The organism is Streptomyces sp. NPDC058045, from assembly GCF_042885635.1.
GTDB lineage: Bacteria > Actinomycetota > Actinomycetes > Streptomycetales > Streptomycetaceae > Streptomyces.
Window position 1 is genome coordinate 79,177 of record NZ_JBHVRR010000011.1, and the last position, 13,180, is coordinate 92,356.

The window sequence follows — 13,180 nt, forward strand, 5'->3', positions numbered from 1 at the left end:
GCGGTCGTATGAGCCTGTGGTGCGTACTGGGCGGCTGGTGTTGGAGCCGATGCGTCGCGAGGACAGCGGCGAGCTCTTCGCGGCCGTGGTCAGTCAGGGCAGTGTCATGCGGTGGCTGGCAACCGGTCACGCGGACAGCAGGTCCGCGGCCGAGGCCATGTGTGAGGCCCATGTAGCGCACTGGGAGCGGTACGGATACGGCGACTTCGCGGTCCGGGAAGCGACGAGCCGGGCCTTCCTCGGGCGGGTGGGGCTGCGCAACCGGGCCTGCCACGGGACCGACCTCGGTTTCGCCCTGCATCCGCGTGCGCAGGGCCGCGGTATCGCGGGGGAAGCCGGCCGCGCCTGCCTTGACCTGGCGTTTCACCGGCTGGCACTCCCGGCCGTCTTCGCGTTCGTCCTGCCCGGGAACGCGGCCTCGATCGCGTTACTGCGCCGCTTGGGCGCAAGGGAAGCCGGGACCGTCCGGTCCAGCGGCCTGGACTGCCTGCGGTACCGGTTCGACCCTCCTGCCGACGGGGCCACGGCACCGGATGAAGAGGAAGGCCTGCTCCTGCGCCATGGCCCGGGCTGGGGCGGTGGCGAACTCGGGCTGGTCCGGGCGGAGTTGGAGCACACGCTCACGGCCGTCGAGGGTGGCCGGCCGGTGGGTTCCCTGGGGTGGTTGGTGCGGGACATGTCGTTCGACGGGGTGCCGCGTCGTGTGGTCGGGGTGGGCGGTGTGCTGGTCGACCCCGCCCACCGGGGCCGGGGTATCGGCCGAACCATGCTCGGTGTCGCGGTCGAGCACGGGCGGGAGGCGGGGGCGGGGACGGCGATGCTGTTGTGCCGCCCGGAGTGGGTCCCGCTCTGCACGCGGCTGGGGTGGCGCGAGCTGGCAGCGCCGGTCACGTTCCGCCGGCCCACGGGCAGCCCGCTCTCACCGCTGACCACCATGACGTACGACCTGGCCGAGCTTCCCCGCCCCACCGTCGGCGTGGACCTGCTGGGACTGCCCTTCTGACCTACTGGGCAACCCCCGAACCGCAGGAGCGGCAGACGAGTCGGGCTGTACGCCGGGTTCTGTCCCCCTGTGCCTCGCGGCGGTCGGGGTGACGGCCATCCATCTAGGGTCGGCGTTGCCGCCGGCCTCGTGCGGTCTACCCGCGGACTCGGGCGGGCAGCCCTCGAACGTCCGCGCAGAGGCGCCCTTCTTTCGAAGAGGTCTCCTTTTGACCTTGCTCCGGGTGGGGTTTACCTAGCCGCCCGGGTCGCCCCGGGCGCTGGTGGTCTCTTACACCACCGTTTCACCCTTACCGGGGGCCGAAGCCTCCGGCGGTCTGTTCTCTGTGGCACTGTCCCGCGGGTCACCCCGGGTGGCCGTTAGCCATCACCCTGCCCTGTGGAGCCCGGACGTTCCTCGGGAAGCACCAGGTGCTCCACGCGGCCGTCCGCCCGGCTCGTCTGCCGTGCCGACCATGGTACCCGCCGGGTGCGGGTGGTCAGGCGGGGGTGAAGCGGACCTGCGGGGGGCTGGGGTCGGCGTGGGTGAGGCGGACGCGGAGTCGTTCGCCGAGGGGGAGCGGCGCGGGGCCGCCGTCGATGCGGGCGACCACGGCGGGCTGGGCGAGCTGCACGGTCCCGGTGTGCGGGTCGTCCTCGTGGACGTCGACGACGGTGCCCTCGAAGGTGTCGCCGACGCGGCCTTGGAGCAGGGCGGCTTCGACCAGGTCGAGGCAGGCGTGTTCGGCGCGGGCCTCCCGGTGGGCGCCGTCGGACATCTCGGCGGGGAGGGCGTCGAGGGCGGCGAGTACCCACTGCGGGGTGCCCTGGCCCGCGGCGGCGGCGAGGCAGAGTTCCAGGGTGTAGCGGTCGGCGAGCCGGCGCAGGGGTGCGGTGCAGTGGGCGTAGGGCGCGGCGACGGCGGAGTGGACCGCGGGGTCGGGGCGGTGGCCGCCGTGGAAGACGGTGTAGCCGGCGCCGCGCAGCAGGGTGGTGCACTCCTGGAGGAAGGCCGCGTCGTGCGGGCGGTGCGGGTCGAGGGAGCGGACGACTTCCGCGTACGGCTGGTGGTGCGGCCAGTCGATGCCGAGGGCTTCGGCGGTGCGGCGGAGGCGGCCGACGGCGCCGTCGGGGGCGGCGGGCAGGGTGCGCAGGACGCCCGTGCCGTAGTCGAGCATCAGGTCGGCGGCGGCCATGCCGGTGAGCAGGGAGAGTTGCGCGTGGTGGGTCTCGGCGGGGGTGGGGGCGCGGTAGGTGAGGCGGAAGCCGCCGGTGTCGTGGTCGATGTGCTGCTCGGGTACCGGCAGGGAGATGCCGCCGCGGCCGGTCTCCTGCTGCTGCCGGAGGCGGCCGATGACGGCGAGGAGGGCGAGGGGTTCCTCCGCGGTGTCGGTGTCGAGGTCGTGCTGGACGGTCGGGTGGTCGAGGCGGGCGCGGCTGCGGACCAGGGCGCGGCGTACGTCGGTGGCGGTGGTGCGGCCTTCGGCGTCGAGGTCGATGGTCCAGAGGACTGCGGGCCGGGTCTCGCCGGGGAGCAGGGCGGCGGCGCCTTCGCCGATGAGCGGCGGGTGGAGCGGGACGCGGGTGTCGGGGAAGTGGAGGGTGGCGGTGCGGTGGTGGGCTTCGGTGTCGAGGGGTGAGCCGGGGTCGATGAAGGCGGCGGTGTCGGCGAGGGCGTGGTGGACGCGGTAGCCGTGGGGCCGGCGGGTGAGGTGCAGGGCCTGGCCGAGGTCGCGGGAGCCGGGTGGGTCGAGGGTGAAGAGGGGGATGCCGGTGGCGTCGTGCGGGGGCAGCCGCGGGTCGCGGGCGGCGCGCCGGGCTTCGTCCAGGACGGCGGCGGGGAAGCCGCCGGGTACGCCGAGGTCGTGGCGGAGTTCGCGCAGCGCGGTCCGCAGGGCGGCCTCGGCCGCTCCGGACACCTGGAGATGGCGGCGTGGCATGGGACGAGCGTAGGGCTCGGGGCGGGGTGCGGCACCCCGTAGGCTGACGCGGGGGCCGCATCCCCCGGTCTGCGGCGAGATCCGCCGCGGCCACCGCTGTGACCTGGGAGAAGCGATCGTGCTGGTGCTGCTGCCGCCGTCCGAAGGCAAGGCTCCGTCGGGGCGGGGGGCGCCGCTGAAGCCGGAGGGTCTTTCGCTGCCGGGGCTCGCGGACGCGCGGGCGGCGGTGCTGGACGAGGTGGTGGAGTTGTGCGCCGGGGACGAGGAGAAGGCGCGGGAGGTCCTGGGGTTGAGCGCGGGGCTGCGCGGCGAGGTGGCGAAGAACGCGGAGTTGCGGACGGCGGGGGCGCGGCCGGCCGGGGAGATCTATACGGGTGTGCTGTACGACGCGCTGGACCTGGCCTCGCTGGAGCCGGCGGCGAAGCGGCGGGCGGCGAGGTCGCTGCTGGTGTTCTCCGGGCTGTGGGGCGCGGTCCGGGTCGGGGACCGGATTCCGTCGTACCGCTGCTCGATGGGGGTGAGGCTGCCGGGGCTGGGGGCGCTCGGGGCGTTCTGGCGGCCGGTGATGGCGGAGGTGCTGCCGGGGGTGGCCGGGGAGGGGCTGGTGCTGGATCTGCGGTCCTCGGCGTATGCGGCGGCGTGGAAGCCGAAGGGCGGTACGGCGGGGCGGACGGCGACGGTGCGGGTGCTGCATACGCAGTTCGTGGACGGGGTGGAGCGGCGGACCGTGGTGAGCCACTTCAACAAGGCGACGAAGGGCCGGCTGGTACGGGACCTGCTGGTGTCGGGCGCCGCACCGCGTGACCCGGGCCAACTGGTCGACGTACTGCGGGAGTTGGGCTATGTCGTGGAAGCGGAGCCGCCGGCGCGTGCGGGGCGTCCGTGGGCGCTGGACGTGGTGGTGCGGGAGGTCTGACGGGTCGGGGTCCGCCTCAACTCGCCTCCCCCGGGCGGGAGTTCAGGCCAGGTGTGAGGTGTCGTTGAGGAGGCGCAGGCTGGCGTTGCCGTCGGTGTAGTAGGCGACGGTGGAGAGGGAGGCGGCGGAGAGTTCCATCCGGAAGACGGATTCCGGTGGGGCGCCCAGCGCGAGCCGTACCAGGGTCTTGATGGGGGTGACATGGGTGACGGCGAGGACGGTGCGGCGCGGGTGGGTGGCGAGTAGGCGGTCCCGGGCCGCGGACACCCGCTCGGTCACCGTCACAAAGCTCTCCCCGCCACCGGTCGGCGCCACCTCGGGTGAGGTCAGCCAGGCGTTCAGGTCGGCCGGGTACCGGTCCCGTACCTCGGCGAAGGTCAGGCCCTCCCAGGCGCCGAAGTCCGTTTCGCGCAGGCCCTCTTCGATCTCCACGGGCAGTCCGAGGCGGTCGGCGACGGCGGCCGCGGTCTGCCGGCAGCGGGCCAGCGGCGAGCTGACCACGACGTCCACCGTCGAGCGGGCGGCGAGTGCCGCGGCGGCCCCCTCCGCCTGGGCACGCCCCGCCGCGGAGAGCGAGGGGTCGCCGCCGCCGCTGCCGGAGAACCGCTTCTCGGGGGTCAGCGCGGTCTCCCCGTGCCGCAGCAGCAGCAAGGTCATCGGCGGACCGAGATCGGCGGGGCCCCAGCCGACGGAGAGCTGCGCGGCGGAGGTGGTTGCGGTGGGCGCCGCCAGGTTGCGGGCCGCGCGGAGGTCGGCGGCGGACGGGGCGTGGTCCAGGTCGGCCGTGGAGTGGGCGGGGGACCACTGCTCGCCGCGGGCGCCCGCGTCCATGGCCTCGTTGGCGAGCCGGTCGGCGTGGGTGTTCCGCTCGCGGGGGATCCACTCGTAGGTGACCTGGGACGGCGGGAAGACCGCGGCGGCGCGGGAGGCCAGTGGGCGCAGCGCGGGGTGCTTCACCTGCCAGCGCCCGGACATCTGCTCCACCACCAGCTTGGAGTCCATCCGCACCCGCACCACCGCGTCCGGGGCCAGCGCACGGGCGGCGGTGAGCCCGGCGATCAGGCCCCGGTACTCGGCCACGTTGTTGGTGGCGGTCCCGAGGTACTCGGCGGCCTCGGTCAGCGTCTCGCCGGTGGCCGCGTCCCGTACCACCGCGCCGTAGCCGGCCGGTCCCGGATTGCCGCGGGAGCCGCCGTCGGCCTCCACCACCAACTCCCTTGCGGGAGGCGCCAGTCCGGGCATCGCGGGCTCTACAGGCCGGACTCGGCGGTGCGGACCAGGATGCGGCGGCAATTCTCGCAGCGGACCACCGTGTCGGGGGCGGCGGCGCGCACCTCGTTCAGCTCGGTGATGTTGAGCTCCAGCCGGCAGCCCTCGCAGCGGCGCTGGAAGAGGCGGGCCGCGCCGATGCCGCCCTGCTGCTCGCGCAGCTTCTCGTAGAGCTTCAGCAGGTCGGCGGGGACGGCGCCGGAGACGACCTCGCGCTCCTTGACCACGGAGGCGCTCTCGCCGTCGATCTCCTCCACGGCGGTGTCGCGGCGGCCCGAGGCGTCGTCGATCTTGGACTGCACGGAGGAGACCCGCTCGGTCAGCTCGTCCACCCGCTCCTGCGCGGACTCGCGGCGCTCCATGACCTCCAGCACCACATCCTCCAGATCGCCCTGGCGCTTGGCGAGGGAGGCGATCTCCCGCTGGAGGTTCTCCAGGTCCTTGGGCGAGGTGACGGCACCCGAGTCGAGACGCTGCTGGTCCCGGCCGGCCCGCTGGCGCACCTGGTCGACGTCCTGCTCGGCCTTGGTCTGCTCACGCGCGCAGTCGCCCTCCTCGGTCTGCGCGGCGACGAGGAGGTCACGGAGCTGCGTGAGGTCCTTGGTCAGCGACTCGATCTCGGCGTGCTCGGGCAGCGACTTCCGCTTGTGCGCGAGCTGCTGGAGGCGTACGTCCAGCGCCTGGACGTCGAGGAGGCGGATCTGGTCGGCGGGCGCGGCGTTCAGTTGGGGGCTCCCGGGTGGGTCGTGGCGGCTGGGTCCTGTGACGCCGCGTGGGCGGTCCAGGGGTCGGTCACCGTACGCGAGACGTGGACGCGCAGGCCCCATCCGTGACGGTCGGAGATCTGGTCGAGCTGGGCGGCGGCCAGTTCGCACCAGGGCCACTCGGTGGCCCAGTGCGCGGCGTCCAGCAGGCCGAGGGGGCCGTGCTCGGTCGCCTCGGACACCGGGTGGTGGCGCAGGTCGGCGGTGAGGAACGCCTCGGCGCCCGCGGCCCGTACCGCGTCGAAGAGGCTGTCGCCGGAGCCGCCGCTCACGGCGACCGTCCGCACCACGGCGTCCGGGTCGCCGGCCAGGCGGACGCCCTGCGCGGTGGCCGGCAGCCGCTCGGCGGCCCGCCGGGCCAGCTCGCGCAGCGGCATCGGCTGCTCCAGCTCGCACACCCGGCCCAGGCCCCGGCGGCCCGCCGGGTCGGTGGCGTCCGGTACGAGGGGGCCGACGACGCGCAGATCGAGCGCGCCGGCCAGGGCGTCGGAGACTCCGGGGTCGGCGCGGTCCGCGTTGGTGTGGGCGACGTGCAGGGCCACATCGTTCTTGATCAGGGTGTGCACCACCCGGCCCTTGAAGGTGCCGGCGGCGACGGTCGTGGTGCCGCGCAGATAGAGCGGATGGTGGGTGACGAGCAGGTCGGCGCCCAGCTCGACCGCCTCGTCCGCGATCCGCTGCACCGGGTCCACGGCGAACAGGACCCGGCCGACCTCGGCCTCCGGATCCCCGCAGACGGTGCCGACCGCGTCCCATGCCTCGGCCCGCTCGGCGGGCCACAGGGCGTCGAGGGCGGCGATGACTTCAGACAGACGGGGCACGGGAGAAAGGCTACCTGGCCCACTTCTCCGCCCGGACCCGGACCGGAACGCCGCCCGGCCCCTGCCGTCGTCCGGCCGGAGCGGGGGCCGGGGGTGCGTGCGGAGGGGCACTCGGGCGCGGGGGCGGGAGTGCAGCACAGGGGACGGCGCCGGTTCCGTCGATTCCGGACATAGCCATCCTTCCGGGTGAACGGGACGGAGGCCGGGCCCGGGAGGCGCGGGGCCGCAACTAGCTTTCGTGACCGGAGGTGATCGAGCAATGACGGCCTGTGCCCCGGAAACCAGAGCGGAGAACCGTGGCGATACGTTTCTTCCCACGGATCACCGAGCGGATCGGCCAACGGATCGACCAGTGGACGATCCGGCGGACGATCTGACGGACCATCCGACGGAACGGCACCCCGACCCCAACCCGCCCCAACTCCCCGACACCGCCGCCCCATTCCCCTTCCCCCACTCCCCCGAGCCCCCGGAAGCGGAAGCGGAATCGGAAGCGGCGGAACCGACCGCGGAGCCCGTACCGCCCGTGCAACCTGTGCAGCCCGTTCCATCCGTACCGCCCGTACCGCCCGTCCCCGTGGGGGAGCCGGGCCATGATGCGGCGCTCGCGCCGCACGGCCACCCGCACCCCGGTGATGCGCCGGGTGCGCGGCCCGGGGCGAGGTTCTCGCTGACGCTCCGGCCGGAGGGGGCGCCGCAGCCGGGTGGTCCGGCGGCCCTGCCGACCGACTGGCTGGCGGCCGGCCCCGCCGCCCCACCGGCCGCCGTGACCTATCAACTCACCGTGGCGGCCCCGCAGTTCGCCCCACCCACCGCGCAACTCCCCGCGCCCCGGCCGCTGTTCACCGCACCGGCGACCGCCCACCCCTCCCCCACCCCTCAACTCACCGTGCCAGAAACCCAGTCGGCCACCCCGCCTCCCCCGTTCACCCGCTCGGCCCGATCCGGCGGTGGCCAGGGGCAGTTGGTGCCGCGGGCCCGGGGCGGTGTGCCGGTACTGGTGCGGCGGGGGCGGAGCGTGGACGGGTCGCCGGCGCCGAACTGCACGGTGTCCGCGGACGGTTCGTACGCGGCGCGGCTGACCCGGGCCGATCGGGACGGCACGGCCTGGTACCCGGAGCGCTGGACGCTGGACGGGCCCGAGCCGTACGCCGTGCCGCTGCCCGGACGGCAACCGGAGGCGCCGGGTGCCGGGGTGCTGCCGATGAGCGACGGGCGGGTGCTGGTGCACCGTCCCGCCGACGGGCGGCACCACTTCGCGCTGCTGTATCCGACCGGCCCACGCACCGGCGAAGTGCCGCTGGGTGTGGTGCCGGGTGGTGCGCTGCGGTTGCTGCCGCCCGCGCCCGGTGGCTGCCGCGCCTATGCGCTGGTGGACGAGCGCGGGGCGACCGCGGTGTGGCTGGTGGCCGGCGGGCCGTTCGGACCGGAGCGGGTGGCCGAGGTGCCGGGCCGCTGCGGCGGCGGGGCCTGGCTGGATCGCGCCGGTCGGCTGCTGGCCGTGGACCGGGAGTCCGAGGGCCGGATCAAGACGGTCGTGGTGGACCTCGGGCAGGGCGGCGTCGTCTCGCCGCTGCTCCAGCTCACGGAGGACAGCACGGACCGGCTGCTGCTCGCCGACGCGGACAGCGGACTGCTGCTGATCCGTTCCGACGCGCCTTCGCCGGGCCGGGAGCGCCTGGGCTGGGGGGTGCTCGGCAGCACCCTGCCGGTCCGCTTCCCGGACTGCCTGCGGCCGGCCGGCTGCACGGTGACACCGTTTGCCATCCAGCCGGGGCAGGTCCTGACGCCGGAGAGCTGTGCGGTGGCGCTGCGCATCACCCCGTCCGGCGGCCCCAGGGAAGGCGACGGCTCGGGCGGTTGGCTCGGGCTGTGGCGGCCCGCGGAGCGCACCCTGCACCAACTGCCCGCCCCCGACGGCTGGTTGACCGGTACCGGGGTGTGGGACGAGGCGGGCGTGCTGCGTCTGCCGTACTCCACCGCGGCCGTGCCGTGCGGTCTGGCCCGGGTCCCGCTGCCGGGCCGTTCCGGCACCCGGGCGGAGGGGTCCGCCGCAGGTCAGGCCACCCATCCCGGTACCGCCACCGGAGTCCTGGACACCCCGTCAAAATCGGGCGATTCCATGACGCATGAGCCGGGCCGATCGGGGCAGCAGCCGGTGGAGGACGGTGCCGGGGACGGCGGCGACGAGGTGGGCGGCGCCCGCCCCGTACCGCTGCAACAGGCACCCCTCACCGGGCGGGAGGACGACGGTTAGACTCGCCCGGCTGTACGTAAGGATCTTCAGACGGGGTGACCTATCCGATGGCCGAAACCAGTACGGACACGACCCTTGAGGCAGGCGAGTCCGCAGAGTCCGAGAGCCTGGGCAAGCACCGGGGCCCGAAGTCCGCACACGAGGAGGCGGCGGCCCCCCGCGGCCGCCACCGCAGACCCTCCGAGGAGGCCGGTACGGCCTGAGAGGGCACCTCGCCTGGCGGACCGGAGGCCCGGCACCACACTGGTGCCGGGCCTCCGGCGCGCCTGCCTCTCCGTCTGACGGGGGGGCGGGGCTCAACTGGTTTGTGGGGCACGGGAGTTGCTGTCCGCCGCCGAGAGGTGCGCCCGTTCGAACCTGCCGTAGGGGCTGCCCCTCCGCCCGCGACGGCCGGGCAGTCGGGCTCCGGGACCGGGACATTTGTACCGGTCGGCTGCGGACAACCGGCATCTACCGGGGTGACCGGCGGCTTTCTAGAGTCTGCGGTATGACGACAACGACATCTGGTGCAGCGCCGGGCACGGGGGTGCCGGCGGTGGACTTCGCGGGGGCCGTCAAGAGTTTCGGTGCGGTGCGCGCCGTGGACGGGGTGGATCTGCGGATCTCGGCCGGGGAGACCGTGGCTCTGCTGGGGCGGAACGGGGCGGGCAAGTCCAGCACCCTCTCCCTGCTGCTGGGCCTGAACGAGCCGGACGCCGGTTCGGTGCGCCTCTTCGGCGGCACCCCGGAGGAGGCGGTACGCGCCGGACGGGTCGGCGCGATGCTCCAGGAGGGGCGGGCGGTGCCCCGGGTGACGGTGCGGGAACTGGTGTCCTTCGTGGCGCGCCGGTACCCCGCGCCGATGCCGGTGGCGGAGGCCCTGGAGCTGGCGGGGATACCGGAGTTGGCGGGGCGGCGGGTGGACCGGCTGTCGGGCGGGCAGACGCAGCGGGTCCGGTTCGCGGTGGCGCTGGCGGGGAATCCGGCGCTGATCGTGCTGGACGAGCCGACGGCCGCACTGGACGTGGAGGCCCGCCGGGTCTTCTGGGACTCGATGCGGGCCTATGCGCGCCGCGGGCACACGGTGCTGTTCTCCACGCACTACCTGGAGGAGGCCGACGACAACGCGGACCGCATCCTGGTCATCCATCACGGCCGGATCGTGGCGGACGGCACCAGCGAGGAGTTGAAGCGGTCGGCGGGCGGCAGCCAGGTCTCGTTCGATCTGGCGGGCCGCGGCAGCGAGGGCCTGTCCCGGCTGCCGGGGGTGCGTGAGGTGGAGGTGCGCGGGGACCGGGCGAAGCTGTGGACGGACGACTCGGACGCCACCGTGATCGCACTCGCCGAACGCGGCCTGATCCGGGGCCTGGAGGTCACCGGTGCCTCCCTGGACTCGGCGTTCCTCACCCTCACCAGGGACCCCGCCGCCAAGAACCCCGCCGGGCCGGCTCCGGCCGGGGCCGCGGCACTCGTCAAGGAGTCGCACTGATGCTGGACTATCTGCGTCTGGAGGTCCGCCGCACCCTGCGCGATGTGGGCTTCGTCATCTTCGGTATCGGGATGCCGGTACTGATGTATCTGCTCTTCACCAATCTCGGCGACGGTTCGGACCGCGAGTGGAAGACGGCCGCCATGGTCGGTCTGGCCGCGTACGGGGCGCTGGGGGCGGCGCTCGGTACCGGTACCGGGGTCGCCGAGGACAAGACGATCGGCTGGTTGCGGCAACTGCGGGTCACCCCGATGACGCCGCGCGAGGTGGTGCTGGGGCGGGCGCTGACCGGTTCGGTGATCGTGCTGCCGGCGATCTGCTCGGTGCTGCTGGCGGGCGCCCTGGTGAACGGGGTGCGGATGAGCGCCGGAGCCTGGGTGGCGGTGCTGGTACTGCTGTGGCTGGGCGCGCTGCCGTTCACCCTGCTCGGTATCGGCAACGGCTACCGGCTCACCGCGCAGACCACGGGTGTGGTGAACGTGGCGTGCAATCTGGGGCTGTCGATCGTGGGCGGCCTGTGGTTCCCGGTGGAGGCGTTCCCGGGGTGGCTGCGGTCGCTGTCCGGCTTCACACCGAGCAACCGCTTTGCCGCACTGGGCCGTTCGGCCACCGAGGGCGCCCTGCCGTCCCTGGCGACGGTGGGTGTGCTGGTCGCCTGGCTGCTGGTGTTCGGCTCCTACGCCGCGGCCTCCTACCGCCGCTCGGCGCGGACGGTGTGAGATGAGGACGGTGGACGGCACGGTGCGCGAGACCGGTCGGAGCGACGGGGTACCCGGCATGGAGCAGGGGCGGTGGGACGGCGGGGCGGAGGGCTCGCCGGATGGCCAAGTGGGCGCGGCGCGGGGGTGGTTGGGGCGGCGGCGGGAGGCGTCGCGGGTGCGTCGGTGCCGACGTGCGGCACGTGCCCGGCAGCATCCGGGTCCGCCGAACGGCTTCGCGTTGCTGCCCTGGCTGCTGATGGGCATGGGCTCCTTCTCCAACGTCATCCAGGGCAGGACGAGCAGTCCCTGGCTCGCCGGGCTGGGCCTGCTCACCTTCAACTCCCTCTATGTCTCAGTGGTGTTCCGCGCCTTTGTGAAGGAGAAGCGGGAGGCCCCGGCCACCCGCTGGGTCCTGGTGGCGATGACCCTGGTGACCTGCGCGCTGGCGATCGGCTACGGCGGGGACTGGCTGCTGTTCTTCCCACTGCTGGGGCTGGCCGCCGGTGCGGTGACGCGGGGCCGGGCGCTCGCCCCGACGGGTATCGGCCTGACCGCGCTCGCCGGGACCATCGCCGGATTCCGCGAGGGCATGGGCGCGATCAGCATCTCCTACGGCACCTTCCTCTCCACCATGGTCACCGCGGCGATCCTGGCGCTGTCCGAGACGGTGCGTGAACTGCGGGCCACCCGGGAGGAGTTGGCCCGATCCGCGGTGGAGCGGGAGCGGCTGCGCTTCTCCCGGGACCTGCACGACCTGCTGGGGCACACCCTGTCGGTGGTCGTGGTGAAGTCGGAGGCGGCCCGTCGGCTGGCGCCGCGGAACATGCCGGCCGCGCTGGAGCAGATCACCGATATCGAGTCCGTGGGCCGGCAGGCGCTGACCGAGATCCGGGAGGCCGTCACCGGCTACCGCGAGGGCAGCCTGGACACCGAACTCGACGGTGCGCGCTCGGCGTTGACCGCGGCCGGGATGGAACCGGTGGTGCGCCGCTCGGGCCCGCCGCTGGACGCGGCCACCGAGGCCCTGCTCGGCTGGGTGGTGCGGGAGGCGGTGACCAACGCGGTGCGGTACAGCGGCGCCACGCGCTGCGAGATCACCGTCGACGAGTCCGGCGAACGTATCCGGCTGCGCGTCGCGGACAACGGGCGGGGCACGCTGGGCGCGGTCGGTCGTGGCGGTCCCGGCGGCCGTACCGGTACCGGGCTGAAGGGGCTGGCGGAGCGGGTGGCCGCGGCCGGCGGGGAGTTGGCCGCCGGGCCCGCGCCCCGCGGCGGCTTCCTGGTGACGGCACACCTCCCGGCGGCCACCGCGGACACCGCGGCCGACCTGCGCTCCGAGGCGTGAACTCCCTTGCCGGGCCGCCCGCTTACCCTGGGGCGGTGGACGAGAAGCCCCGCTCGCAGCGGCCAGCGACGAACATCCGGGTCCTGCTCGCCGAGGACCAGGGCATGATGCGCAGCGCCCTGGCCCTGCTGCTCGGTATGGAGGACGACATCGAGGTCGTCGCCCAGGTATCCGCGGGTGACGCGATCGTGCCGGCGGCGCTGGAGTCCCGTCCGGATGTGGCGCTGCTCGACATCGAACTCCCGGGCATCAGCGGCCTGGACGCGGCCGACCGGCTGCGTGAGCGGTGCCCGGGATGCCGGGTGCTGATCCTCACCACCTTCGGGAGGCCCGGCTATCTGCGGCGGGCCATGGAGGCGGGCGCGGCCGGTTTCCTGGTGAAGGACCGGCCGGTGGAGGAACTGGCCGCCTCGGTACGGCGGGTGCTGGCCGGTGAGACGGTGATCGATCCGGCGCTGGCGGCGGCGGCGCTCAGTGCGGGGCCGAGTCCGCTGACGCCGCGTGAGGGCGAGGTGCTGTCGGCGTCCGCGGACGGGGCCACCGTCGCCGATATCGCGGCCGGGCTGCACCTCTCGGAGTCGACGGTGCGCAACTACCTGTCCGCCGCCATCGGCAAGACCCGCACCCGCAACCGGCTGGAGGCCCTGCGCGCGGCCCGCCGCCAGGGCTGGATCTGACCCGACTCCCTTACGTCTCAGGGCAGTTCGGCACCCTTCCG

Annotated in this window: 12 protein-coding genes and 1 other RNA gene; 8 read left to right on the forward strand and 5 right to left on the reverse strand. The window is 74.2% G+C overall.

Annotation, left to right across the window (positions count from 1 at the left end):
* Positions 1–19: 19 nt before the first annotated feature.
* Positions 20–1,003: a GNAT family N-acetyltransferase gene (locus ACFVST_RS09780; RefSeq protein ID WP_390148633.1), complete on the forward strand. Its 984-nt coding sequence runs from the start codon at positions 20–22 to the stop codon at positions 1,001–1,003.
* Positions 1,004–1,035: 32 nt separating this feature from the next.
* On the opposite strand, the gene rnpB is transcribed toward ACFVST_RS09780, so the two are convergent.
* Positions 1,036–1,442: RNase P RNA component class A (gene rnpB, locus ACFVST_RS09785), an RNA gene on the reverse strand.
* Positions 1,443–1,481: 39 nt separating this feature from the next.
* The gene (locus ACFVST_RS09790) at positions 1,482–2,921 is read right to left on the reverse strand and encodes an RNB domain-containing ribonuclease (protein WP_390148634.1); all 1,440 of its coding nucleotides are present in this window, start codon (positions 2,919–2,921) and stop codon (positions 1,482–1,484) included.
* A gap of 118 nt (positions 2,922–3,039) precedes the next feature.
* Here ACFVST_RS09790 and yaaA point away from each other — a divergent pair, with 118 nt between their 5' ends.
* A complete protein-coding gene (gene yaaA / locus ACFVST_RS09795; protein ID WP_390148636.1) occupies positions 3,040–3,837 on the forward strand; it encodes a peroxide stress protein YaaA in 798 nt (265 codons plus the stop codon).
* Between the two features lie 42 nt (positions 3,838–3,879).
* On the opposite strand, the gene ACFVST_RS09800 is transcribed toward yaaA, so the two are convergent.
* The 3 genes from ACFVST_RS09800 to ACFVST_RS09810 are packed head-to-tail and all read right to left on the reverse strand — an operon-like array spanning position 3,880 to position 6,691.
* On the reverse strand, positions 3,880–5,079 hold the full coding sequence (locus ACFVST_RS09800) for a bifunctional RNase H/acid phosphatase (protein ID WP_390148638.1): 1,200 nt from the start codon (positions 5,077–5,079) through the stop codon (positions 3,880–3,882).
* An 8-nt stretch (positions 5,080–5,087) separates the two neighbouring features.
* On the reverse strand, positions 5,088–5,831 hold the full coding sequence (locus tag ACFVST_RS09805) for a zinc ribbon domain-containing protein (RefSeq protein ID WP_390148767.1): 744 nt from the start codon (positions 5,829–5,831) through the stop codon (positions 5,088–5,090).
* A complete protein-coding gene (locus ACFVST_RS09810; protein ID WP_390148640.1) occupies positions 5,828–6,691 on the reverse strand; it encodes a Nif3-like dinuclear metal center hexameric protein in 864 nt (287 codons plus the stop codon). The genes ACFVST_RS09805 and ACFVST_RS09810 overlap by 4 nt, the downstream gene beginning before the upstream one ends.
* Before the next feature lie 988 nt (positions 6,692–7,679).
* On the opposite strand from ACFVST_RS09810, the gene ACFVST_RS09815 reads away from it, so the two are divergent.
* The 6 genes from ACFVST_RS09815 (at position 7,680) to ACFVST_RS09840 (ending at position 13,139) form a co-directional block, all read left to right on the forward strand.
* Positions 7,680–8,948: a hypothetical protein gene (locus ACFVST_RS09815; protein ID WP_390148769.1), complete on the forward strand. Its 1,269-nt coding sequence runs from the start codon at positions 7,680–7,682 to the stop codon at positions 8,946–8,948.
* Positions 8,949–8,983: 35 nt separating this feature from the next.
* Positions 8,984–9,151: a hypothetical protein gene (locus ACFVST_RS09820; RefSeq protein ID WP_390148642.1), complete on the forward strand. Its 168-nt coding sequence runs from the start codon at positions 8,984–8,986 to the stop codon at positions 9,149–9,151.
* A gap of 284 nt (positions 9,152–9,435) precedes the next feature.
* On the forward strand, positions 9,436–10,416 hold the full coding sequence (locus ACFVST_RS09825) for an ATP-binding cassette domain-containing protein (protein WP_390148644.1): 981 nt from the start codon (positions 9,436–9,438) through the stop codon (positions 10,414–10,416).
* Positions 10,416–11,135, forward strand: a complete 720-nt coding sequence (locus tag ACFVST_RS09830) for an ABC transporter permease (RefSeq protein ID WP_390148646.1) — start codon at positions 10,416–10,418, stop codon at positions 11,133–11,135. The genes ACFVST_RS09825 and ACFVST_RS09830 overlap by 1 nt, the downstream gene beginning before the upstream one ends.
* 1 nt (position 11,136) lies before the next feature.
* Positions 11,137–12,462, forward strand: a complete 1,326-nt coding sequence (locus ACFVST_RS09835; protein ID WP_390148648.1) for a sensor histidine kinase — start codon at positions 11,137–11,139, stop codon at positions 12,460–12,462.
* 35 nt (positions 12,463–12,497) lie between these two features.
* Entirely contained in the window at positions 12,498–13,139 is a 642-nt protein-coding gene (locus ACFVST_RS09840; RefSeq protein ID WP_390148650.1) for a response regulator, read from the forward strand.
* Positions 13,140–13,180 lie beyond the last annotated feature (41 nt).